Source organism: Archangium sp. (genome assembly GCF_057119385.1).
Genome location: NZ_DBNGVP010000057.1, coordinates 18,639 through 41,786 on the forward strand (window position 1 = coordinate 18,639; position 23,148 = coordinate 41,786).

Sequence of the window (23,148 nt, forward strand, 5' to 3'; positions counted from 1 at the left end):
CATTACATGGGTTGGTACGTCGGACCCGTAACCCCTTGCTGTCGCTGACCTGGCTCTTCCGGGTCGGATTCAGACCCACACTTGGTATCTCAGCCGGTCTTGGTATCCCCCTGTTGCGCAACGGCCTGGCGGGGCAGCTCCACGGTGAAGGTGGCGCCCTGGGCTGGAGTGCTCTCGGCCGTCACGTTGCCGCCCATCGCGACGATGATCTGCCGCGTCACGTACAGGCCCAGGCCGAGCCCTCCGTAGTGCCGCTCCGACACGGCGCGCTCGAAGCGATTGAAGATGCGCCCCATGGCCTCGGGCTCGATGCCGATGCCCTCGTCCCGGACCACGAGCCGCGAGCGGTCCTCGCGCTGCTCGACGCGGAGGTGGACGGGCTTGCCGGCTCCGTACTTGATGGCGTTGGACAGCAGGTTCGTCAGCACCTGCTCCAGCCGGAGCCGGTCCCAATGGCCGGACACGGGCCCGTTCGTGTCGAGGATGAGCTCGCACCCGGCGCGTTGCGCCTCGGGTTGGAAGCGGGCCACGACCTCGCGTGTCACCTCCGTGAGGTCCACCTCCTCGAGCAGCAGCTTCAGGCGCCCGGTGGTGATGCGCGACACATCCAGCAGCTCGTTCACCAGGTCCGACAGGCGCTTCACCTGCCGGCGCATCACGTCCACCTCCTTGCCCAGGCGCTGCGCCATGAGGGAGCCCGGCTCGGCCCGGATGCTCCGCTCGAGCCCCTGCAGCCGCAGGCTCAGCGGGGTCAGCGGCGTCTTCAGCTCATGGCTGGCGACGGAGAGGAACTCGTCCCGGAGGCGCACTGCCTCTTGGAGCTCGACCAGGAGGCGCTCGCGCTCGGCCTGCTTGTGCCGGTCCTCGGTGGTATCCCTCAGCTCGATGACGGTCCCCGTCGCCTTGCCCTCCTCGAGGATGGGGCTGGCGGTGAAGGCCACCGGGTAGAAGCTGCCGTCCTTGCGGACGAAGACGTCCTGTCCCCGCTCCTGGGCCCGGGTGGGCAGCGCCCGGTCGATGGGGCACTCCGCCATGGGGTAGGGCGTTCCATCCGGCCGGGTGTGGTGGATGAAGTCATGGAGCGGCTTGCCCCGCAGCTCCTCCAGGGTGAAGCCGGTGATCTGCTCGGCCGCGGGGTTCATGAAGACGCACTGCTGGCGCTCGTCCATCATGAAGAGTCCCAGCGTGGCGTTGTGGGTGATGGCGGCGAGGCGCCGCTCGGTGCGCTCGAGGCTGCGCCGGGCCAGCACCTGCTCGGTCACCTCGAAGCCGAAGACCATCACCCCGTCCGGCTTTCCGTCCGGCCCGGGCATGGGCTGGTAGACGAAGTTGAAGTAGCCGGTGCGCGGATGGGCGGGGTCGCCCACGCTGGCGGGGGCCTCCTTGCCGTAGAGGGGCTCTCCCGTCTGGTACACCCGGTCCAGCAGCTCGTAGAAGCCCTGGCCCTCCAGCTCGGGCTGGGCCTGCCTCACGGTCTTGCCCAGCAGCTCCCGGCCGCCGAGCAGCCGCGCATGGACGGGGTTGCTGAACTCGTAGGTGTGCTCGGGTCCCCGGTGGATGGCGATGATGGCGGGAGCCCTCATGAAGAGGGTGTGGAGCCGTTCGCGCTGGGCCTCGGCCTCGGCCCGGGCGGTCCGCTCGCGCACGTTCAGCCGGGTGATGAGGATGGAGATGGCGAGGAAGACGGCGACCGACAGCAGGTCGGCCGGGCTCACGGAGAACGCGAACCGCGGGGGCAGGAAGAAGTAGTCGGCCAGCAGGGCCGAGAGGACGGCGCTCGAGAGGCCGGGCCCCCATCCCCCTCTCCACCCCGAGAGCATCACCGCGCCGAAGAAGAGGATGAACGGCGTGGCCCGGACATGGGGGTACAGCGCGAACTGGACGAGGAGGGCCGCGGCCGTCACCAGGACGGCGAAGCCATGGTTCATCAGCGAGGAGCTGCTCCACCTGCCGCCACCCTGATGCGAGTCTCCCGTTGTATGCGCGCGTTGCCGCGACTCCAGAGGCACTTCTCCTCCCATCCCAGCGCCATTGCGTAACAGACCGGGGAGTCAACCGCACTGGAGTCGTGGACCGGGGACCGGTTCTGAACAGCTCCCGGGGCACCCCGTTGGGAAAGGAGAACATCCGGGTCGCTCGTCCCCGCGCACTGCCCGCTTCCGGACGTTTCCGGGCAGCGCCACGGAGGGCAAGCGGGCCGCGGGCATGTCAGACCCGGCGGGTATACCGGAGACACCATCGGTCGACAGGCGCATCCCGGGTCGCGGTGTTCGGCGGACCACCGGCGCTCGTGGATTGTTGACCCCTCCGCGTCAGCGGAGCGTAACGGTCGTCCGGCGGGCCCGCGGGCCCCGTGCTTTGGGAGAGGCACGGGGTTCGCGGGAGCTGTTTTTCGTTTCGGGGTGTCTCAGCCCGCGGCGCCGGGCCGGATGACCTTCTGCCAGGCGAGGCTCGTCTGCTTGCGCGCGAGCCGCTCCTTGCGCCGCTCCTCGGCCTCGCGGAAGGCCGCGCGCTCCGCGTCCGTCTCCAGCTGGAGCGGGGGCACCGGAAGCCGCTGCCCGTTGGCCGACACCGCCACGAAGGTGAGCAGGGCGCTGGTGGCCATGTGCTTCTCGCCGGTGAGCGGATTCTCCGCCGTCACCGTCACGCCCACCTCCATCGACGTGCGGAACGCGGCGATGACGCGCGAGTGCAGCGTCACCGTCCAGCCCACCTTGATGGGGGCGTGGAAGTGCAGGTCGTCCATGGAGGCGGTGACCACCACCTGCCGGCAGTGGCGCTGGGCGGCCACGGCGCAGCAGATGTCGATCCACTCCATCACCTTGCCGCCGAACGCGCTGTTCACCGCGTTGGCGTCCGAGGGGAGGATCATCTGCGTCATCACCACTTCGGACTCGCGGGCGCTCTTGGCGGGGAGCTCGGACTGCTCGGACACGGCGGAAACCTCAGGCGAGGAAGGTGGTGACCCGGTCGAGGAACTCCTCGCGTCCCCGGCCGGTGCGGATGTCCTGGTTCGTCACGTCCATCACCAGGCAGTCCACCCCGTACTTGTTCTGCAGCACCATGGGGAAGGTGGCGTAGTACCCGTTGAGCCCGCGCAGGAAGCCCTTTTCGATTCCCTTCTCCTCCTCGCGGCCGCGCTGGCGGATGCGTCCCAGCAGCACGTCCACGGTGGGCACGTCGAAGTAGATGACCTTGTCCGGGTGCACGATGGTGCGCGTGAGCCGCTGGAAGTACTCGAAGTACAGGTCCAGCTCCGCGTTCGTCATGTGCCCCAGGCCGTGCAGGTACTTGGCGAAGATTTCCGGGTCCTCGTACAGCGTGCGGTCCTGCACGCAGCTCTTCTTCACCGAGTGGATGAGCTCGTGGTGCTCGACGCGCCGGATGAGGAACTCCAGCTGCAGGGTGAAGGACCACCGCCCCATGTTGGCGTAGTAGTCCTTGAGGAAGCGGTTGTCGATGACGGGCTCGTCGAAGAGCTCGAAGCCGAAGGTCTGGCTGATGATCTTCGCGGCCGTCGTCTTGCCCGCGCCGATGTTGCCGGCCAGCGCGACGAAGCGCTTGGCGCGCGGCGCACGCACGCGGCGCACCGTGTTGCGCGCCGGAGCCTCGGGAGCGGCGGGAGGCACGGGCGCTGGAGCCTCGGGCGCGGCCTGGGGCAGGACGGTGTTGGGGGCTGTCGCGGCCTTCGGAGCGCGCTTGCGCGGGGGGGAGCGGGGCATACGGGCCATGGGCTTAACGCGGCTTTGGCTGCTCGTCCAAGACTCGGCGCAGAAGGTCCGGTCTGTCCGTCATGATACCTCCGACGCCCTCGGTCACGAGCCCGCGCATCTCCTCCGGGTTATCCACCGTCCACACGTTGCACCACTTGTCGTGCGCGTCCACCGCGCGCAGCAGCGACTCGTCCACCAGACGGACGTCTCCGAAGTACAGGGGCATGTCCAGCACCGTGTAGCGCCGGTCCTCTGGAGGCTGCTCGCCCGCCCGCACCGAGAGCACGAAGGCCGCCAGCGCGTCGCGCGGATAGAAATGGCAGGCGTCCGGCATCACCCGCGCCAGCCGCTCGCCCACCGTGTCCAGCTCGCTGCCGATACAGGCCTGTTCCAGCGCGCCCTCCTCGCGCAGCACCTGGAAGAAGACGTCCTCGATGCCCGGCACGTCCGGCTTCACCTCGATGTTGAAGCGCACGCCCCGGAAGGCGCGCAGCAGCTCGCGCAGCGTGGACAGGTGCACGCCCTGGCCGCGGAAGGGGAAGGTGCGGCCTCCGTCCGGGGTGAAGTGGTAGCCCGCGTCCAGGCGCTTCAGCTCGGCGAGCGTGTGGGCCGCGAGGGGCCCTTCGCCATTGGTGCACCGTCCGAGCGTGTCGTCGTGGAACACCACCAGCTCGCCGTCGCGGGTGAGGTGGACGTCCGTCTCCAGCACCTGCGTGTGGTAGCGCTCCACCGCCATGCGGAAGGCGGGCAGGGTGTTCTCCGGCGCCAGCAGCGAGCCTCCCCGGTGGGAGATGTGCAGGGTGGGGGAGAGGCCACGGAAGTAGGGGTGCCTGGGGTGCGGCATGAGAGGGAGTCTCCGAGCGGGACGCGGTTCCTTGCCGGGGTTCCTGGCCCGCCGCTATAAGGCCGGCAGAAGAGGCCGGAAGCGCGGGAATCCTGGAACTCCCGCATCGGCCCATCCACAGGAGACGCCACCGTGATTCCTCTGCGCAAGACCTTCGGCGCGGCGGCCCTGGTCGTGGCCGCGGCAGTGTTGGTTCCCGGCTGCGGAGAGGGGCCGGGCATGTCCAAGCGGGACGCGGGAGGGCGCCCCGGCTGCACCGGCGTGTGCAGCGAGGATGGGGGTTTGCCTCCGGACGCGGGAGCCTCCACCGATGGCGGCTCCCAGGCCGACGCGGGCACGGGGTCCGCTCCCGTGGTGATGACCCTCTCCGAGGCCCGCGCGCTCCCCCCGGACAGCGGGACGCGGGTGCTGCTCGAGCGCGTCGTCATCCACACGCTCGACCGCGTGGAGCGCCGCGCCGAGGGCACCCAGGAGCAGGTGCGCGCCTGGTTCTGGGTGGTGGACCCGGCGCGTCCCACCCAGGGGCTCTGGGTCCACAAGGACTGGACGGACGTGCCCGCGGGCTTCGTTCCCCAGGTGGGTCAGCGCGTGGACCTCACGGGCCTGGTCCGGGCCGAGTCTGGTTTCGAACAGTTCCATGGCTACCGCACGGGGCTCGCGCAGGTGGGGATCCGCCTCCTCGGCACGCTCGTGGTGCCCGCCGACAACCTCGTGCCCCCGCGCTTCGGCGACGCGGAGGAGGGGCTGGCCCGTCCCAACCCGGAGCTGCTCGGCACGCGGGTGTACGTGCCCGGGCCGCTCGTCGTGACGGACCCCTCGCCCCTGGCCTTCGGCGCCGCCTCCGGCTTCGAGGTCTCGGGCGGAATCCTGGTGAGCACCCGGTTCCTCTCCGAAGCCCCCTCCGCGGACGGGGGCCCGGAGGCGTGCGAGGCCCTGGCCCGCGTCGTCGGCGATGGGGGCACCGGCATCTTCCCCCTGGGCCTCCGGGGTGTGTGGGACACCTACACCTTCGTGCCCTGCGAGGACGCAGGCACGGGAGAGGGCTGCGTCCCGGACCCGGCGGGCGGCCAGATTCCGGGGACTCAGCCACCGGATGGGGGCCTCGGCAACCGGTTCACCCATGTCCTGTATCCCCGCATGTGCGACCGGGACCTGGGGAGTGGGTGGGACGGGGGGAGTGCGGGCTCGGGCAGGTAGCCGAGCGGGCCTCAGGTCTGCTATCCCACATCTGGTTCGCGCCCCACCATGCAGGTGGGGATTGCGGGTAAGCTCGGAAACAAGCTCAGCGTCTCACGCCGATCGACTCCTGGGGGCTCCCATTCCCGAGAACGCGCCACAGACTGCCACCCCCTTTGGCAAGTACCTCCTCATCAAGCGGCTCGCGATGGGGGGAATGGCGGAGCTCTTCCTCGCGCAGGAGGCCCCCAGTCCCGAGTTGTTGGTGATCAAACGGATCCTCCCGTACCTGTCGGAGGAGCCGGAGTTCGTCCAGATGTTCCTGGACGAGGCGCGCATCGCCGCGCAGCTGCACCATCCCAACATCGTCCAGGTCTTCGAGCTGGGGAAGATTGGCGAGAGCATCTTCATCGCCATGGAGTACCTGGAGGGTGTGGACCTCCGGCGGATCCTCGCGGAGGAGGCGAAGTTCACCGCGGCGGTGCCGTACGCGGTGGCCGCGCGCATCTGCGCCCAGGTGGCCGCGGGGCTCGAGTACGCCCACAACTCCAAGGGCGTGGATGGCCGTCCGCTGGGGCTCATCCACCGGGACGTGAGCCCGCAGAACGTGATGGTGACGTACAGCGGCGCGGTGAAGCTGGTGGACTTCGGCATCGCCAAGGCCGAGGCCATCGCCGAGCGCAGCAAGCCGGGCGTCATCAAGGGCAAGTTCCTCTACCTCTCGCCCGAGCAGGTGATGCAGGAGCGGTTGGATCACCGCTCGGACGTCTTCGCGCTGGGGGTGATGCTGTATGAGATCACCACCGGGCGCTCGCCCTTCGCGCGGCCGACGACGGAGGGCATCCTCTACGGCATCCGCTTCGAGAACCCGTCCCCGCCGCACCTCATCCGCGACGACTACCCGGAAGCGCTGTCGCGCATCGTGATGAAGTGCCTCGTGAAGGATCGCAACCTGCGCTACCAGCGGGCGGCGCAGGTGCAGGCGGACCTGGAGGGGCTGCTCGAGTCGGGGCTGATGCGGCAGAGCGACGACGTGGCGGCCTACATCGCGCGGCTGCTCGGGGAGGAGGAGGAGCGCACCATGCTCCACGTCCCCATCCCCAAGCCCGCCGGGCGCAAGGACTCCTCGACGCAGCAGCCCGCGGGCCTCGTGGCGCGCCCCACGCGCCGGCCCAGTGCGCAGAACGTGCCCTCGGCGGTGGAGCCCGACGAGGCCGAGCCCGCCACGGAGATGGCGCGACCGCGGGACATGCTCGCCGCCGCGGCCCTGGGTGACGAGGAGGATGACGAGCCCACCGCCTTGCGCACCGCGCCCGGACGCGCTTCCGCCGTTCCCGGGGCACCGCCGCGCACCGCCACGGGCGAGTCCACGTTGCAGGATCGGCCGGCGCGCACGCCTCCCTCCTCGGCCCGGCGTCCCACGCCCGTGCGCAAGCCCGCCATCTCCGGCTCCGTGGCCGCGTTGGATCGCCGCCGCGCGGCGCCGCCCGTGCCCGACGAGGACGAGGACGAGGGCGCGCAGCAGTCCGTCTCCGTCACGTCCTCCACCGTGAACGAGCGCGGGCCCGCGTACGGGGAGGACGACGAGGACTCCCTGCCCGACTCCCTCACCGACGACGTCTCGCGGACGCATGACTTGCCGGCCCCTCCGGTGCGTCGCGCCGTGGTGGAGGACCAGGACGACGACGAGTCCACCGCCGGCTACGACCACAGCTTCGTCACCCAGTCCGAGTCCTCCCGGCCCGCGCCCGCCCCCGGCAAGTCGCGGGGCCTGCGCCTGGTGGTGGCCGCGCTGGTGACGCTGCTCGTGGTGAGCGCGGGTGGAATCGCGTGGCTGTTCCTGATGGCGCCCCAGCCGCCGCCGGAGCCCGCGCCGCGCAGGCCCGTCACGTCCACCCGCGATGAGGTTCCACCCGAGCCCGAGGGTGACCCCGCCGGTGCCACGGCCGGGACGGGAAGCACTTCGGCCACGGCTGGCTCCGCCGCTTCCGAGCCGGGCACGGGGACGGGCACTGGCTCCGCTACCCCCGAGACGGGCACGGGCACGGGTGCCACCGCGGCCGACCCGGGTGCGACCGGGACCGATACGGGAGCAGGTTCGACCACCCCCGGCACCGAACCGGGGAGCGGGTCTCCGGAGACCTCCGCGCTGGCGGCCGGTGGGACGCCGACCGAGACACCCGCCGAGACACCGACCCCCGCGCCTCCCGCCGAGGTTCGCGTGCAGTTCAAGGCACCCGCACGGACGGTGATGAAGGTGGCCGATCGCACCGTGCGTCCCAACGGGTACCTCCCGCTGCCTCCGGGCTCCGTCGAGGTCACCTACCGGTGCGCGAATCGAGGCCCTTGGAGAATCAAGGAATTCGAGGTTCCCGGGGATTCGGGCAGGCCGGTCGTCTTCAGCCTGAGCAGGCGGGATTGCAGCACCCAGAAGACCCGTCGGTAAGGGTCCTCGGGGGGGACATATGCGGTGGGCTCCCCCTCCGGCGGACAAGTGGGCGAGGGTACGCGGGAGTGGATATAAGCCGTTGGAATTCCAGGGGATTTGCTCTCTTCATCTCGTTTACACGTGTCAGACGGGTCTTTAGAATCCGGCCCTGTCTATGGCGCGCGCGAAGAAGAAGAACCTGGCGAAGAAGCGGAGCTCGCCGGCGGGGCGGATCGCCCGTGAGCAGCAGTCCGTGGCACCCGAGCCCAACCGCCTGCTGAAGGTATGGCGGCGAGTGCTCGAGCGTCGGCTGCGCACCCGGCTGCGGGCTCCGGTGGCGGTGGAGGTCCACGACAACACACACACGATGCTCACGTTCCAGCGGCACCGGGCGTTGTGGCGGCTGCGGCTGCACCACATGTTCCTGGCGGCGCCGGACGAGGTCATCCACGCGCTGGCGGACTACGTGCGCACCGGCGACGCGGAGGCCAGCGTGCTGCTCGACAAGTTCATCGAGCGCAACAAGGTCTACATCCGCCGCGTGTCCCCCGCGCAGATGCGCAAGCGCCTGCGCATGGAGCCGGTGGGGCAGCACCATGACCTGGGCCGCATCTTCGAGCGGCTCAACGAGCGCTACTTCCGGGGCCGCATCGACGCGGCCATTACGTTCGGACCGGCGCCGCGCGTCACCCGGCCGCGCAAGAGCATCAAGATGGGCTCCTACTCGGCGGACTCGCGCGTCATCCGCATCCACCCGGCGTTGGATCAGCCGGTGGTGCCGCGCTACTTCGTGGAGTGGATCGTCTTCCACGAGATGCTGCACCACGTGTACCGGACGCGCCGGGGCGAGGACGGGCGGCGCTGCATCCACCCGCCCGAGTTCCTCGAGCACGAGAAGCGCTTCCACGACTACTCGCGCGCCCAGACCTGGGAGCTGGAGAACCTGGACCTGTTGCTGCGGGCGCGGGTGTCGGCGTGAGCAGGGCCTCCCTGAAGTCTCGGGGGAGGCTCAGGGGAGGATGATGCCGCCGGGGCTGCGCCGCTCCGGCTCGGCTGACGGGGCCCGCTGCTGCTCGGCGGCGCGGGCCCTCGCCCGGACCTCGGCGGGAGTGGTTGCCTCCGGCGCGGCGCGCCGCGCCATGGTGACGAGCAGGGCCTTCTCGAAGAGGCGCTCGGCGTAGCGCGAGGGCGGTTCGGTGACGCCATGCGCGAGCCTGCGGGCCTCGGCGCGGGCCAGTCTGGCCGGTTGCTCCTTGCCGGTGCGCTCGAAGTGGAGCGCCATCTCCCACAGCCGGCTGGCTTGGAGCTGGCGCATGGCCGGGGCGGCGAAGAAGGCATGGGCCTGGGTGTGGGCCGCCTGGATGAGCTCCTCGTTGCGCTGGGCCAGGGTGAGCGCGAGCGGGCTCGCCTCGAGCTCGTCCACCGTGTGGGCCAGCCGCTCCAGCTCGGCCATGGGGGGCAGCCAGCCCCGCATCTCCGGCTCCTCGTGGAGCTTGTGGCCCTCGTAGGCGAGCCGCTCGTCTTCCGGCTCCGGCGGGGGAAGCTCCAGGGGCACGTCCCGCGCCTGCACGCCCAGATGCCGCAGCACCGTGTCGAGCCCCTGGGGAAAGGGCGTGTGTGCGCGCAGGTTGAGCCCCGCGGCGGCGCTGAGTCGCTCCAGGGCCTCGGCATGGGAGAGCTCCACGGCGGCATCGTCTCCGGGGCTGGTCGCCTGCTTCACCACGCGCCGGTAGTCGCCGCGGCTGAGCTCCGTCACCTGCAGGCGCTGCACGCCCTGCTCGTCCGAGTAGAGGAACTGGATGGCCTCGACGCCCCCGCCACGCAGGGGACGGGCGATCTCCAGCACACGCTCACCGGTGCCGTCGATGCTGGTGAGCAGGGCGGGCAGCGGTTCCGGGGCCACCGTCACGGGGCGCGAGGCCTCGGAGGCGGAGGGGCGGTGCGGCTCGGCGATCTCGACGCCCCGGGAGCGCAGCCGGTACAGCGCCTTCCTGGCGGCCTTGGCGAGCCCCTTGTGGCTGGAGGCCGCGAGCGCCTCGGCGAGGGCGGGCTGGCCGGCGAGCACGGAGCCCTCGAGCAGGGCGAGCGCGAGCGGCTCGGGGAGGGCCTCCACGTCGGCGGGTGGGGCGGAGGCGGGCTCGGCCGCGAGCGAGCGGGCACGCTCCAGCGCGTCGGAGGGGAAGCCGGGCACCGGCGTGCCAGCGCGCAGAGCGTCCAGCAGTGGACGCGGATCGGCCAGAGGGCTCTTGGTGGGCATGCACGGACAGGTAAGGCACCGTCCGCGGCGCGGTGAGGTGGGTGGGGGCCGGGCGCGCCGGGTGGCGACCACTGGCCCACACTTGCCCGCCCCGAGCGTTCAGCGGCGGCGCACCAGCCAGCTGTTGCCCGACTCGGCGGCCACGGCGAGCTCCTGGCGGAGCCGCTCGCCGAAGATGCGCGAGGGGTGGACGCCGCGCACGAGGAAGTGATCGTACGCGGGGCCCTGGGTGGCGTAGTCGAAGTCCTGGGGCCGCCACTCGGAGGGGAAGGTGGGCGGGGGCGTGCCCCGGTAGCGCAGGGGGGAGTGGGGGGTGAGGGCGAAGCTGAAGTTGGTGCTGCCGCCGCGCGCGCGGGCCAGCTCGGCGGCGCCGTGGAGGAAGACGGGGTGGCGCACCACGCGCGAGCCGCTGTCGAAGATGAGCCCCATCACCCGGGGCCTGGGCGCGGTGGCCTCCGCGAGCACGTCCCACTCGGAGGCCTCGTGGGAGAAGGCGCGGAAGCCCTGGCCCAGCACGAGCGCCAGCACCAGCGAGCAGGCGGCGCTGGCCCACAGCAGCGGGCGGCGGAGCGCGAGTCGAGTCACGGGGAGGCTCGCCACGGCGAGCACGGCGGCGAGCTGCGCGTAACGGGTGTTCAGGTAGTAGATGTAGCCGCGGATGTCGAAGGGCAGCAGGAAGTAGAAGCCGAGCGCGAGCAGCACGAGCCCCGGCAGGCGCCAGCGGGCCACGGGGCCCTCGCCGCTGGAGTCCCCGCGCACCACGCCGAGCACGAGGGCGCACGCGGCCACGAGGCCCACGGCGTACAGCGGCAGACGATCCGAGCCATCGCGGAGGAGGTTGGCGAGCACCTCGAGGAGCTCGGCGCGGTTCTGCGCGAAGCTCTTCCAGGCGAGGTTCCGCGGCGACAGCATGGGGCCCCAGGCCTTCCAGGGCGCGCCTGTCTCCACCTCGGAGGGCTGGCCCAGGCGCAGCACCACCCACGAGAGGAAGAGGACGACGCCGGGCGTCACGCCGAGGAGCGCGGCGACGCGGGGCCGCAGCCGGGCCTGGAAACCGCGGGCATGGGCGTCCTCGGGGACGGGCGTGGTGAGCAGCAGCCAGGGCAGGGCGAGCCCGAGGAAGGCGAAGGCCTGCACGTGGAAGAGGAGGACGGCGACGAGGCTCGCGGCGAGCCCGAAGGCCCAGAGGGGGCGCTGGCCCGCGCGGGAGAGGGCGCGGATGAAGAGGCCGCAGCACAGGAGCGCCAAGGGCAGCGCGGCGAGGTAGTTGATGAAGCCCCAGCCGAAGCTGTCGCCATAGGCGAGCGGCAGGGCGAGCAGCGAGGGCCACGTGGGGCGTCCGAGTCCACGCAGCAGGAAGGCGAGGGACAGGGGCAGGCCCACCACGTAGGCGGAGAGGAAGAGGCGGTTGGCCAGGTCGAGCGGGAGCAGCCAGTTGAGGAGGCTGACGGCGTAGTAGTAGCCGAGGTAGGGCGTGAGCTCGTGGCGCGCGGCGAAGAGCTGGGGGTAGAGGGTGGTGGGATCGTCCAGCCGGTGGAGGACGGAGATGAGGTGGAGGTGCTGGGGCAGGTCCACCATGGGCAGGTGCGAGGACACCCACAAGGGCAGGGCGCCCAGCACGAGGGCGGCGGCGGAGACGAGGCGATCGATTCGCGCGGACACGGGTGGGCCGGACTGTACGTGGCGCCTCCGCGTGTCGCGAGCGCCGCGAGCGGCGCGAGGTGCCTGCTCGCGGGGCGGCCCTGCGGGAGACGGGTGTACGGAGCGGGCCGCCGGGTTTGGACAGGGGGAAACCGGTGGGATATAGCCTGGAGGGATTCGGGTCTGTCACCCGGGAGGACCGTGGAGATGAAGCACATCGGGATGACGCTGGCGGCGGCGGCGGTGGGCGGCGTACTGCTCACGGCGGGGCAGGCAGGGGCGTGCGAGGCTCACCGCGCCAAGGCCGAGTCCGTGCCCGCGCCGGTGGAGCCCGGCAAGCAGGACACGGCGAAGCAGGACACCGCGAAGAAGGACACGGCGAACGAGCTGCACGCGGCCAAGTGCCGGTGCTCGAGCGCGGCGGACTGCACGTGCAAGAAGGGCTCGTGCGAGTGCCCCAAGTGCAAGAAGCCGCGTCAGGACGTGGTGCCGGCGCTGGAGGCCGAGGGCACCCCGCAGGAGGTGCGGAAGGTGCGCCTGGACGCCTCGGCGGGCGTCTTCATCTGACCGGCTTCTCGGCCTTCACCACGAGCAGGGGAGGCAGCCGGAGCCGGGCGAAGCCCACCAGTCCCACGGCGGACAGGGCATCGCGGAGCTCCTCCTCCTCGCGAGGGTGGAGTCCGGCGCGGCGCTGCACGAAGGCGGAGGCCCTGCCCGGTGGCAACCAGGTGCTGGCCACGAAGCGGCCGCCCGGACGCAGCACGCGCGCCACCTCCAGCAGCAACCGGCCCACGTCGGAGATGAAGTGCAGCGAGTGGGCCAGCAGCACCGCTCCCAGCGCGTCATCCTGGAAGGGCAGGTAGGGCGCCTCGGCCCGGAGGAAGTCCACGTGGATGCCGGCCTCGCGCCCCTGGGCCACGGCCTCCTCGAGCATCGCCCGGGACAGATCCATCCCCACCACGGCGGGCAGGTCCGGCTCGCGCGCCAGGCGCCGGGCGAAGAGTCCGGTGCCGGTGCCCAGGTCCAGCACGGGCGCCTCCGGCCGGCCCAGCAGCGAGCGGTACAGGAGGTACTCGCTGTCCCTGTCCAGGGGCGGCGCCGCGAGGGCGCGCTGCAGGGCGGGGCGCACGTAGCGCTCGTAGGAGCGGGCGATGAGCCGCTGCTCCATGCCGCGCTGGGCCAGGGCCGAGGTCCCCGGTTGGTGCGCCAGGTCCGCCACGCCCTCGGTCACCGGGAAGCTCGCATGGCACTCGGCACAGTGCAGCGGCCCGAAGACGAGCTGGGGAGTGTCCTGGTCCGGCATCAGCTGGCCGCGCCGGCACCGGGGGCAGCGCAGCAGCTGGAAGATGGCGCGATGCATGAACGTCGCAACCTGGCCGATGCTCAGCCGCTGATCTCCTCCGTGGACACGAGGATGGGCCAGCCGCGGGCCATGGCCTCGCGGAAGAAGCCGGCCAGCTCGTGCCGGGCGCTGTTCACCGCGCCGAGGAACGGATCGATGAGGGACTCCTCGCCCAGGCTGCGCCCGGGGTTGAGCTCCACCGGATGGCCGCAGCGCTCGCAGCGGATGGAGACGGAGCGCGCCAGCGCCACGGGCACGGCATAGCGGGCGCTGCACTCGGTGCACTTCCAGACGAGTGCCCGCTCTCCCGCGTCGCGCCGGGCCAGTGACTCCAGCTCATCCGCCAGCCGCAACAGCGCGGGCAGATCCTGCGGAGGCTGGGCGAACACGGCGGACGGCCCGAAGCCCGAGCCGGGGCTGCCCAGGTTGGGCGGCTTGTCCCCCTTGAGCAGGGCGCGCAGGCGGTCCTTCGCCTTCACGTCCCGGAACTCGGCGCTCGCGAACGCTCGCTCCACCGCCTCGTGCAGCGGCGGAAGATCCGGCTCGAGCCTCTCGTCGGAGGGCAGCGACTGGGGATGCGCCACCACGCGGTGGCCAGGGATGGCGACGAATCGGAAACCCACGGTGCTCCAGATCGCACCGCGCCGCGTCCCGTGCAAGGCACGAATACGGTGCGATGCTGAAATTGCCACGCCCGCGACAGACGGCGCGGCGCGTCAAACCCTCACTGTGACCATTCGAGCATCCGCTGCAGCGGTGCCAGGGCCGCCGCCTGCAGGTCCGTGGGCAGCGTCAGCTCCGGCGTCTTGTCCTTCATGCACCGGTACAGCTTCTCCATCGTGTTCAGCCGCATGTACGGACATTCGTTGCAGGAACAACCATTGTCCGGCGGCGCGGGGATGAAGGTCTTGTCCGGGGCGCCGCGCTTCATCTGGTGGAGGATTCCGGCCTCGGTCACCACGATGAACTCGCGCTTGGGGCTCTTGAGGACGTAATCCAGCAGGCCCTTGGTCGAGCCGATGTAGTCGGCGTGCCGCAGCACGGCCTCCTCGCACTCCGGGTGCGCCACCACCTCGGCCTCCGGGTGTTGGACCTTGAGCTGCACCAGCCGCTTCTCGCTGAAGATTTCATGGACGATGCAGCTGCCCGGCCACAGGACCATGTCCCGGCCGGTCTGCTTCATCACATAGCGGCCCAGGTGCTGGTCCGGGGCGAAGAGGATGCGCCGGTCCTTGGGGATCTGGTTGACGATCTTCACCGCGTTGGAGGACGTACAGATGACGTCGCTCATGGCCTTCACGGCGGCGGAGCTGTTGACGTAGCTCACCACGAAGTGGTCCGGGTGCTTCTCCTTGAAGGCCCGGAAGGCCGCCGGGGGGCAGCGGTCGGAGAGCGAGCAGCCGGCCTTCAGGTCCGGCAGCAGCACCAGCTTTCCCGGATTGAGGATCTTCGCCGTCTCGGCCATGAAGTGGACGCCGCAGAAGACGATGACGTCCGCCTTCGTCTTCGCCGCCGCCTGGGCCAGCGCCAGGCTGTCCCCGACGAAATCCGCCACATCCTGGATCTCGCTCTCCTGGTAGTAGTGCGCGAGGATGACGGCGTTGAGTTTCCGCTTCAGTTCCTGGATTTCCCGCTCGTAGTCCACTTCGGCGCCCATCGCGTCTCCTTCCGGTTCATTTAACCGGCGGTCCGGATGGGGGCCAAGGACGAATACCCCGGGAATGGCCCCTGGCGGCTCCGGTGACGTCCGGCCGGGGGAGCGCCCTCCTGTCCCACAGGCCGAGGCGTCCCCGGGAGCACCCCCCACGGACACTTGACGCCAACCATCCCAGGAACCGCTAAGATATTCCCGGGACCGCATTGGCTGCGGATGAAGCCCGATCACCTGGTGTCCTGGATGCTGGACGTTGGAAAAGGCTTTCTCGTGGCACGAGCGGCAGGGGGAGGGGCGGCACGGGCACGTGGTCCGCACCCGGATGAGCGAGCGAATTGCGCCGGGTACGGTTGAGCGGCCTGCCTGCTGAGGAGGGGTCCATGAGTGTCCCGATTCGAGACGTCCTGGTGGTACATCCGAACGCAGGCAGGCGGGCCGCGTTGGCCTCGGCCCTCCCCTCGTACCGGGTGGTGGCGGTGGAGTCCAAGACGGAGGCGGCCTTCCGGATGGCGGATGGGGCTCCGGCCCTCATCATCGCGCCTCCGGATGATGCGCGCCTGTTCCTGCGCCAGCTGGCCGACACGGCCCCGGACGCGCTGCGCGTCTTCATCTGCTCCAAGTCGGATCCCGCCGGCCTGGCGGAGTTGATGCAGAGCGCCGCCGAGGGCCATGTCTTCAGCGTGCTCGACGACGCGCTGTCGGGCCCGGAGCTGGGCCGCACCATCTCCCACCTGTTGCAGCACCGCGGCTCGGCCTTCGCCACCGTGCCGCCCGCGTCGTACGCGGTCCACTTCGAGTGCAACGAGCAGAGCTACGGGGCCCGGTGCCTGGAGATCGGCAACTTCGGGGCCACGCTGCTGATGCCGGGCGACACCTCCGCCGACCATTTCCCTCCGGGCGCCGCGCTCGAGGGGCTGCGCATCGAGCGCGACGGGCACCTGCTCTTCAAGACGACGTGGTCCCACGTGCAGCGGGCGCAGCCGGTGACGGACGGGTATGGCACCCACCTGCGCCTGGGCGTCTCCTGGGCCACGGCCATGCACCCGCCGCCGCCCGTGCCCGGCGTCACCATGGAGGAGCCCTCCGAGGTGGTGGCCACGCTGCGCAAGGCGCTGCGGCGCGAGGCCGTGCTCTGGCTCCAGGCGGTGAACGATCCCTCCGTGCAGCTGCGGCTGGAAGCGCCCGCCGTGGAGGGGGTGGACGGGGTGACCGTCCTGCGCTGCCAGTCCTCCGGCCTGCTGGAGGGCTCGGCCGGCGACGAGGTGGAGCTGTTCTTCGAGATGGGGGGGCAGAGCCACTCGGGCGTCTGCACCCTGATCGTCAACGACCGGGACGGGAGGATGGTCGTCCGGGTGCCGCGCTCGCTCGTCATCCGCAACTGGCGCAGCCTGCCGCGCTTCAAGCCGGATCCGGAGCACCAGTTCCTCATCTCCTTCCAGGCCCCCATCACCGGCCAGCATACCACCCGGGCCCCGTTGGACCTGAGCGTCGGCGGGCTCTCCTTCCCCTTCGACGCCTCGAGCGAGATCATCCCCGCGGGCTCGCGCTTGGAGGCCTCGCTGCTGCTGCCGGATGGGACGTCCGCCAGTTGCCAGCTGGAGGTGCGCTCCATCCACGGGCTGCCCTCGGATGGCCGGCCGGATGGGCGCCTGCGGCCCTTTCGCGCCGGGGTCCGCTTCGCGGGGCTCCCCCAGCGGGCCCGGGACGTCATCCTCCGCGCCTTCGTGGCCTCGCGCTGCACGTCCGTCTCCGAGGGCTGGGACGTCCCCTTCACCCACATCTGGCGCCTGATGGAGGAGGCCCGCTACCGCTTCCATCCGGACTACCCCTTCGGCGATGAGTCGGTGCTGCCCGTCCTCCAGGACACCCACCGCAAGGTGTACTCCACGGGCGACCTGGGGCGCTGCCTCGTCTACACCAGCGACAAGGGCCTGCAGGGGCAGATCGCCGGTGTGCGCATCCACTCGCGCACCTGGCTCGTGCAACACCTCGCCGTGCGGCCCGGGGTGCGCCGCGACGAGCAGGTCTCCTACGAGTTGACCAACCTCGCCGTCGAGATGGGCGAGGTGCAGCCCGACATCGAGTTCATCCGCTACTCCTGGCGCAAGGACAACCGCTGGCCCAGCCGCCGCATCGGCTGGCTCGCCCGCGCCCTGGAGACGCCCGGCCTCAGCTTCCTGCGTCACTTCTCCTACATGCGCCTGCCGCTCACGGGCGAGCCGCCTCCTGGCCGCGAGGATCTGCCCAAGGTCCGGGACGGGGTGCGCACCGACTACGTGTGGATCGAGCTGCACCTGCGTGACCGGGGGGAGCTCGTCCGGGTGCTGAGCGAGGATCTGCTCACGGACGAGGTGGACCTGCGCGCGCTGAGCGAGCGCTACAAGGCGCACGGGATGCACCGCCGCCGCCGCGTCTTCGTGGTGGATGGGGAGTACACGCCCCTGGCCGTGGCCCTCTCCGAGGAGGGGACGCCGGGGCTCAACCTCCTGGAGAAGACGAACGCCTTCTGGCTCATGGTGCCCAACCGGAACCATCCCCAGGCGCGCGCCGCCACGCAGGCGCTCATCCAGCGCTGCGTGGAGCATGCCCGCGAGCGCGGACGGCCCTCGGCCATCGCCCTGGTGGAAGAGGGGGATGTGGAGGTGCTGGAGCAGGCGGGCTTCCAGGACATGGGCCGCTTCTCCGAGTGGATCTTCCACCGCTCCATGCTCCGCCGGGTGACCGAGCTGTGGCGCTCCGTCTTCGAGCGGCTCGGAGGCGCCCCCGCACCCGATTGGTCCACAGAGGAGGGCGTGGAGTGAGATACGTCATGGAGTCCAGCGACGAGGCGCGCCGGCTGCTCGTCCAGGAGCGCTCGGGCAACGCGCGCGACGCGCTGCTGATGGCCGGGCTTCGCTGGGGAGACCGGGTGCTCGACGCCGGGTGCGGTCCCGGTGGCATCACGGATCTCATCGCGCAGCTGGTGGGGCCCTCGGGCCATGTCACCGGCATGGACCTCAGCGAGGAGCGGCTGGCGCAGGCGCGCCAGGTCAATCAGCACCACCCCCACGTGCGCATCGTCCCGGGGGACGTGCGCCGCACCGGGCTGCCGGACGCCTCGTTCGACTACACGTGGTGCCAGTTCGTCCTCCAGTACATTCCCGAGCGCTGGGACACGCTCGCGGAGCTCGCCCGCGTGACGCGCCCGGGCGGCAAGGTGGTCATCTCCGAGTTCGACGGCTTCGGGCTGGGCAACTGGCCGTGCCCCGAGCCCCTGCGCGACTGGTGCCTGCGCTTCACCGACGCGCTCCTGCGCACCGTGGGCCTGGACGTCCACGTGGGCCGCAAGGTGTTCAACGCCATGCGTCAGCTGGGCCTGACGAACGTGCGCGTCCACCTGCTTCCTCAGTACGTCATCGCCGGGACCGCCGACACGGCTGTCTATCTTGACTGGGAAACACGGTTTTCGGCGCTGGAACCAGCGGTGGCTCCCCTGCTCGGTGGTCTGGAAGACTACCGGGCCATGTGTCAGAAGTACCTGGAGTTACTGGCGGATCCCGATGCCTTGAAGTACTCGATCCTGCTGGTCACCGAGGGAACGCGTCCTTGAACGAACCCGCCGTGCAGAGCCAGGAGAGGCCCCATCCGGACAATGCGCCGGAGGTGAGCGTGCGCACCACGTCCACGCTGCTGCTCTATTTCGAGCGGCGCTACGGGGCCTCCAAGCTCGCCGAGGTCTTCCGCCGGCACACCTTCAGTCTGTCGCTGGACTACCTGCGCACGGCCACCAACTTCATCTCCCTGCCGTTCCTGGAGCGGCTGGCGGACGTGCTGGTGGCCGAGTCGGGCGACAGCCAGTTCATGCGCAAGGCGGGCCTGTCCATGGCCGGCCCCGAGGCGCTCGGCTTCGCGTACTACATGGTGCGCGCCTTCGGCTCGCTGGAGATCTGCTTCCGCAAGACGGTGGAGCTCAGCGCCAGCTACAACCGGGTGGGCAGCTTCGACATCGAGAAGCTCGAGCGCGGCCGCCTGGTGCTCTCCTACCGCAGCAGCGTGCCCGAGAAGAGCCGGCACATCTGCGAGCTGCGCATGGGCCAGTTCGCCTCCTTCCCCACCATCTGGGGCCTGCCGCCGGCCGACGTGAGCGAGAGCCAGTGCCAGGTGCAGGGCGCCGACTGCTGCCGCTACCACTTGCGGTGGATGGACCCCTTGCCCGTCTGGGGCCGCTACACGGGCCTGGTGCTGGGCGCGCTGAGCGGGGTGGGGGCCAGCATGCTGGGCCTGGGCCATCCCGCCTTCACCGTGACGTCCCTGTCGCTGGCCGGCGTGTCGCTGGGCAGTTGGATTGACCTGCGCCGGGAGATGGGCCGCAAGGACGAGGCCCTCAACGAGCAGGCCCACGGGATGATGGGCTCGCTCGAGGAGCTCCAGCAGCGCTACGACGAGATGTTCCGCATCAACGTCGCCCTGGAGGACCGGGTGGCCGCGCGCACGCGCGAGCTGACCGAGACCAACGTGCGGCTGGAGGCGGCGCTCGCCAAGCAGAAGGAGCTGGACCGGCTCAAGAGCGAGTTCTTCGACAACGTCAGCCACGAGCTGCGCACGCCGCTCACGCTCATCCTCCTCACGCTGGACTCGCTGCTGCAGCGGGGCCCGGAGGAGTTCGCCCCTCCGGTGCGCCAGCACCTGCAGACGATGAACCGCAGCGCCGCGCGCCTGCTGCGCCTCATCAACAACCTGTTGGATCTGACCAAGCTGGAGGCGGGCAAGACGAAGCTGCGCTACGAGCCGTTGGATTTGCAGGCCTTCCTCTCCTCGCTGCTGGTGCCCTTCGAGGTGCTGGCGGACCGCAAGGGCGTGGTGCTCGAGTTGGAGGGGGGCACGACGACGCCGGTGTACGTGGACGTGGCGCACCTGGAGAACGTCTTCCAGAACCTCATCTCCAACGCCCTCAAGTTCACCACGCAGGGCAAGGTGGCGGTGCGCCTGCGCGAGGACGAGCAGTGGGTGCACGTGGAGGTGATCGACACGGGCGTGGGCATCGCCGCGCAGGACCTGTCGGTCATCTTCGATCGCTTCGCCCAGGCGGACTCGAGCGGCACGCGGCGCTTTGGCGGCACGGGCATCGGCCTGGCGCTGGTGAAGGAGACGCTGGAGCTGCACAAGGGCGGCATCGAGGTGTCCAGCGAGCTGGGCAAGGGCTCCAACTTCCACGTGCGGCTGCCCAAGGGCACCGCGCACGTGCGCGAGGAGCTGCGCACGGGCAACGGGGAGCCGACGTTCCGGCCCACGCGCCGCTCGGCGGACGTGACGGCGCTGGTGGAGCCGGAGGGTCCTGGCGCCATCGACACGCCCGCGGTGGAGTCGTTGCCGCTGCCCGCGCCGGACGCCGCGGCGGGCCCGGACGCGCCGCGCGTGCTGATCGTCGAGGACGAGCCGGAGATCCGCGACTTCCTGCGCCAGGTGCTCAAGCCCTACTACCGGCTGCTGGAGGCCACCAACGGCGAGGAGGGCCTGAAGACGGCGCAGAAGGAGCGGCCGGATCTGATCGTCTCGGACGTGATGATGCCGGTGATGTCGGGCATCCAGATGCTCGCGGCGCTGCGCAGCTCGCCGGAGACGGTGGACATGCCCATCATCATGCTCACCGCGCGCCAGGAGGTGGACGCCAAGGTGGAGGGCCTGAACATGGGCGCCAACGACTACCTGGGCAAGCCCTTCTCGCCCAGGGAGATGCTGGCGCGCATCGAGGCGCAGCTGCGCCTGCGGGACGCGGCGGTGCGCGCGGCGGAGAACGAGCGGCTGGCGGCCACGGGCCTGCTCACCTCGGGCTTCGCCCACGAGGTGCGCAACCCCCTCAACGGCCTGATGAACGCGCTGCTGCCGCTGCGCGAGAGCCTCACCAGCGGCACGCCGGACACCGCCATGGCCGTGGCGATGTTGGACCTCATCGAGGAGTGCGGGCAGCGCATCCGCGGCCTGGCCGAGGGCCTGCTGTCCTTCGTGCGCACCAGCAGCAAGGCGGTGGCGGTGGACCTGGGCGCGTCGCTGGACGCCAGCGTGCAGGCGCTCTCGTGGCGGCTGCCGCCCGGCATGAAGGTGGAGCGCGACTACCAGCTGAGCGAGCCGGTGTGGGGTGACCCGGGCTCGCTCAACCAGGTGTGGGTGAACCTGCTGGACAACGCGGTGCGCGCCATCGGGCCGGACGGCGTCGTCAAGGTGGCCACGGCGCGCGATGGCGAGGACGCGGTGGTGTCCATCATCGACAACGGCGTGGGCATCAAGCCCGAGCACATGGAGCGGCTCTTCCAGCCCTTCTTCTCCACCCGGGACGCGGGCGAGGGGACGGGCCTCGGGCTGGCGCTCTGCCAGCGCATCGTCCTGCGCCAGGGCGGACGCATCCGCGTCTTCAGCGAGCTGGGCAAGGGCACGCGCGTGGAGGTGCGGCTGCCGCTGGAGGCCAATCCGGATCGGATCCTCCCGCCGCTGATGTCCGAGGGGAAGGCCGTCCAGCCGCACTGGCGCACGTAGGCTCGGCTGGCGGGCGTCACCGTTCTTACGGGTAGGGCGGGCTTCTGGTACAACCAGGAACCTTTTTTCTTTTTCTCCCCTACTCGCGAGGAAACCTTCGCATGGCACAGAGCACGGCCGCCGCGGCCCCGGCCCAGGGTCACCCCAAGGGCCTCTACCTGCTGTTCACCACCGAGATGTGGGAGCGCATGAGCTATTACGGCATGCGCGCCCTGCTGGTGCTCTACATGGTGGGCGCCACCGAGAAGGGCGGTTTTGGCTGGACCCAGGCCAAGGCGCTGCAGATCTACGGCCTGTACACGGGCCTGGTGTACGCCACGCCGGTGATTGGCGGGTTCCTCGCGGACCGCTACCTGGGACAGCGGCTGTCGGTGACGCTGGGCGGCATCCTGATGATGCTGGGCCAGTTCGTGCTGGCGATGCCTGGAAACGCCGAGCCGCTCTTCTACGCGGGCCTGGGCCTGCTGGTGGTGGGCAACGGCTTCTTCAAGCCGAACATCTCCACGATGGTGGGCGGGCTGTACGAGCCGGGAGATCCGCGCCGGGATGGAGCCTTCACCATCTTCTACATCGGCATCAACGTGGGCGCGTTCCTGGCGTCGGCGGTGTGCGGCACGCTGGGTGAGAAGTTCGGCTGGATGTACGGCTTCGGCTCGGCGGGCGTGGGCATGGGCCTGGGCGTGCTGGTGTTCCTGGCGTTCGCCAGGCGGCTGCTGGGCAACGTGGGCACGGCGCCGAAGCGGGTGGAGCGCAAGGCGGACGTGGCCGCGGCTCCGGCGGTGGCGCTCACCCGGCAGGAAGTGGATCGCGTCATCGTGATCCTCGTGCTGGCGCTCTTCGTCGTCTTCTTCTGGGCGGCGTTCGAGCAGGCGGGTGGTCTGATGAACCTCTACACGGACGCGAAGGTGGACCGGAACGTGTTCGGCTTCGAGGTGCCCACGACGTGGATGCAGGCGGTGAATCCGCTCTTCATCATGCTGCTGGGGCCGATCTTCGCGGAGATGTGGACGGGGCTGGGCCGCAAGAACAAGGACCCGTCGATTCCGGCGAAGATGGCGATGGGCCTGTTGCTGCTCTCGTTCGGCTTCGTGTTCATGCTGGGCGCGTCCAAGCAGAGCGAGGCGGCGGGCAAGGCGGCGCTGATGTGGGTGGTGGCGGCCTACTTCTTCCACACGGCGGGCGAGCTGTGCCTGTCGCCGGTGGGCCTGTCGATGGTGACGAAGCTGGCGCCGACGCGGTTCGCCTCGCTGCTGATGGGGGTATGGTTCATCGCGAACGCGGTGGCCAACTACCTGGCGGGTCTGATCGGTGGCTACGCGGAGAAGCTGGGCGAGTTCGACCTGTTCCTGGCGATCACGGCGGCCACGACGGTGGCGGGCGTGGTGCTGCTGGCCATCTCGCCGATCCTGAAGCGGATGATGCACGGGGCGGACGAGACGAAGCCGATGGCGGCGGAGCAGCCGGGGGCGGAGCCGAAGACGCAGATGGCGTAACTCCCTCTCCCTCTGGGAGAGGGCAGGGGTGAGGGTCTTCCCGCCCCAACAAGAAGGGCCCCGGTGAACGAACCCGGGGCCCTTCGCTTT

At 70.5% G+C, this 23,148-nt stretch carries 17 protein-coding genes; 8 read left to right on the forward strand and 9 right to left on the reverse strand.

The window, feature by feature from the left end:
- Positions 1-89: 89 nt before the first annotated feature.
- The 4 genes from AC16DP_RS12595 to AC16DP_RS12610 form a co-directional block, all read right to left on the reverse strand.
- Entirely contained in the window at positions 90-1,928 is a 1,839-nt protein-coding gene (locus AC16DP_RS12595) for a sensor histidine kinase (RefSeq protein WP_329731304.1), read from the reverse strand.
- 479 nt (positions 1,929-2,407) lie between these two features.
- Entirely contained in the window at positions 2,408-2,881 is a 474-nt protein-coding gene (locus AC16DP_RS12600; RefSeq protein WP_329731326.1) for an acyl-CoA thioesterase, read from the reverse strand.
- A 64-nt stretch (positions 2,882-2,945) separates the two neighbouring features.
- Positions 2,946-3,722: a deoxynucleoside kinase gene (locus tag AC16DP_RS12605; RefSeq protein ID WP_329731303.1), complete on the reverse strand. Its 777-nt coding sequence runs from the start codon at positions 3,720-3,722 to the stop codon at positions 2,946-2,948.
- Between the two features lie 13 nt (positions 3,723-3,735).
- On the reverse strand, positions 3,736-4,557 hold the full coding sequence (locus tag AC16DP_RS12610; protein WP_329731302.1) for a glycerophosphodiester phosphodiesterase family protein: 822 nt from the start codon (positions 4,555-4,557) through the stop codon (positions 3,736-3,738).
- Positions 4,558-4,689: 132 nt separating this feature from the next.
- On the opposite strand from AC16DP_RS12610, the gene AC16DP_RS12615 reads away from it, so the two are divergent.
- From AC16DP_RS12615 to AC16DP_RS12625, 3 genes are all read left to right on the forward strand, one after another.
- On the forward strand, positions 4,690-5,754 hold the full coding sequence (locus tag AC16DP_RS12615) for a hypothetical protein (RefSeq protein WP_329731301.1): 1,065 nt from the start codon (positions 4,690-4,692) through the stop codon (positions 5,752-5,754).
- A 61-nt stretch (positions 5,755-5,815) separates the two neighbouring features.
- Positions 5,816-8,179, forward strand: coding sequence for a serine/threonine-protein kinase (locus AC16DP_RS12620; RefSeq protein ID WP_414640767.1), 2,364 nt, complete (start codon positions 5,816-5,818; stop codon positions 8,177-8,179).
- A 157-nt stretch (positions 8,180-8,336) separates the two neighbouring features.
- Positions 8,337-9,140 (forward strand): hypothetical protein, encoded by an 804-nt coding sequence (locus AC16DP_RS12625; RefSeq protein ID WP_329731299.1) that lies wholly within the window; start codon positions 8,337-8,339, stop codon positions 9,138-9,140.
- Positions 9,141-9,170: 30 nt separating this feature from the next.
- Here the strand turns inward: AC16DP_RS12625 and AC16DP_RS12630 are convergent, their stop codons facing one another.
- The gene (locus tag AC16DP_RS12630; RefSeq protein WP_329731298.1) at positions 9,171-10,418 is read right to left on the reverse strand and encodes a hypothetical protein; all 1,248 of its coding nucleotides are present in this window, start codon (positions 10,416-10,418) and stop codon (positions 9,171-9,173) included.
- Positions 10,419-10,517: 99 nt separating this feature from the next.
- Positions 10,518-12,080, reverse strand: coding sequence for a hypothetical protein (locus AC16DP_RS12635; protein WP_329731297.1), 1,563 nt, complete (start codon positions 12,078-12,080; stop codon positions 10,518-10,520).
- Positions 12,081-12,266: 186 nt separating this feature from the next.
- Between AC16DP_RS12635 and AC16DP_RS12640 the strand changes: the two genes are divergently transcribed.
- Positions 12,267-12,626, forward strand: coding sequence for a metallothionein (locus AC16DP_RS12640; protein WP_329731296.1), 360 nt, complete (start codon positions 12,267-12,269; stop codon positions 12,624-12,626).
- Here the strand turns inward: AC16DP_RS12640 and AC16DP_RS12645 are convergent.
- From AC16DP_RS12645 to nadA, 3 genes are all read right to left on the reverse strand, one after another.
- Positions 12,619-13,419: a class I SAM-dependent methyltransferase gene (locus tag AC16DP_RS12645; RefSeq protein ID WP_329731295.1), complete on the reverse strand. Its 801-nt coding sequence runs from the start codon at positions 13,417-13,419 to the stop codon at positions 12,619-12,621. The two genes, AC16DP_RS12640 and AC16DP_RS12645, sit on opposite strands and share 8 nt — an antisense overlap.
- A 23-nt stretch (positions 13,420-13,442) precedes the next feature.
- Positions 13,443-14,024, reverse strand: coding sequence for a zinc ribbon domain-containing protein (locus tag AC16DP_RS12650; protein ID WP_329731294.1), 582 nt, complete (start codon positions 14,022-14,024; stop codon positions 13,443-13,445).
- 101 nt (positions 14,025-14,125) lie between these two features.
- Positions 14,126-15,058 carry a quinolinate synthase NadA gene (gene nadA / locus AC16DP_RS12655; protein ID WP_329731293.1) on the reverse strand — a complete coding sequence of 311 codons (933 nt, stop codon included), beginning with the start codon at positions 15,056-15,058 and terminating at the stop codon, positions 14,126-14,128.
- Between the two features lie 377 nt (positions 15,059-15,435).
- Between nadA and AC16DP_RS12660 the strand changes: the two genes are divergently transcribed.
- The 4 genes from AC16DP_RS12660 (at position 15,436) to AC16DP_RS12675 (ending at position 23,058) form a co-directional block, all read left to right on the forward strand.
- Positions 15,436-17,856, forward strand: a complete 2,421-nt coding sequence (locus tag AC16DP_RS12660) for a PilZ domain-containing protein (RefSeq protein WP_329731292.1) — start codon at positions 15,436-15,438, stop codon at positions 17,854-17,856.
- On the forward strand, positions 17,853-18,644 hold the full coding sequence (locus AC16DP_RS12665) for a class I SAM-dependent methyltransferase (RefSeq protein WP_329731291.1): 792 nt from the start codon (positions 17,853-17,855) through the stop codon (positions 18,642-18,644). The genes AC16DP_RS12660 and AC16DP_RS12665 overlap by 4 nt, the downstream gene beginning before the upstream one ends.
- A complete protein-coding gene (locus AC16DP_RS12670) occupies positions 18,641-21,565 on the forward strand; it encodes an ATP-binding protein (RefSeq protein WP_329731290.1) in 2,925 nt (974 codons plus the stop codon). The genes AC16DP_RS12665 and AC16DP_RS12670 overlap by 4 nt, the downstream gene beginning before the upstream one ends.
- A 101-nt stretch (positions 21,566-21,666) precedes the next feature.
- Entirely contained in the window at positions 21,667-23,058 is a 1,392-nt protein-coding gene (locus tag AC16DP_RS12675) for a peptide MFS transporter (protein WP_329731289.1), read from the forward strand.
- Positions 23,059-23,148 lie beyond the last annotated feature (90 nt).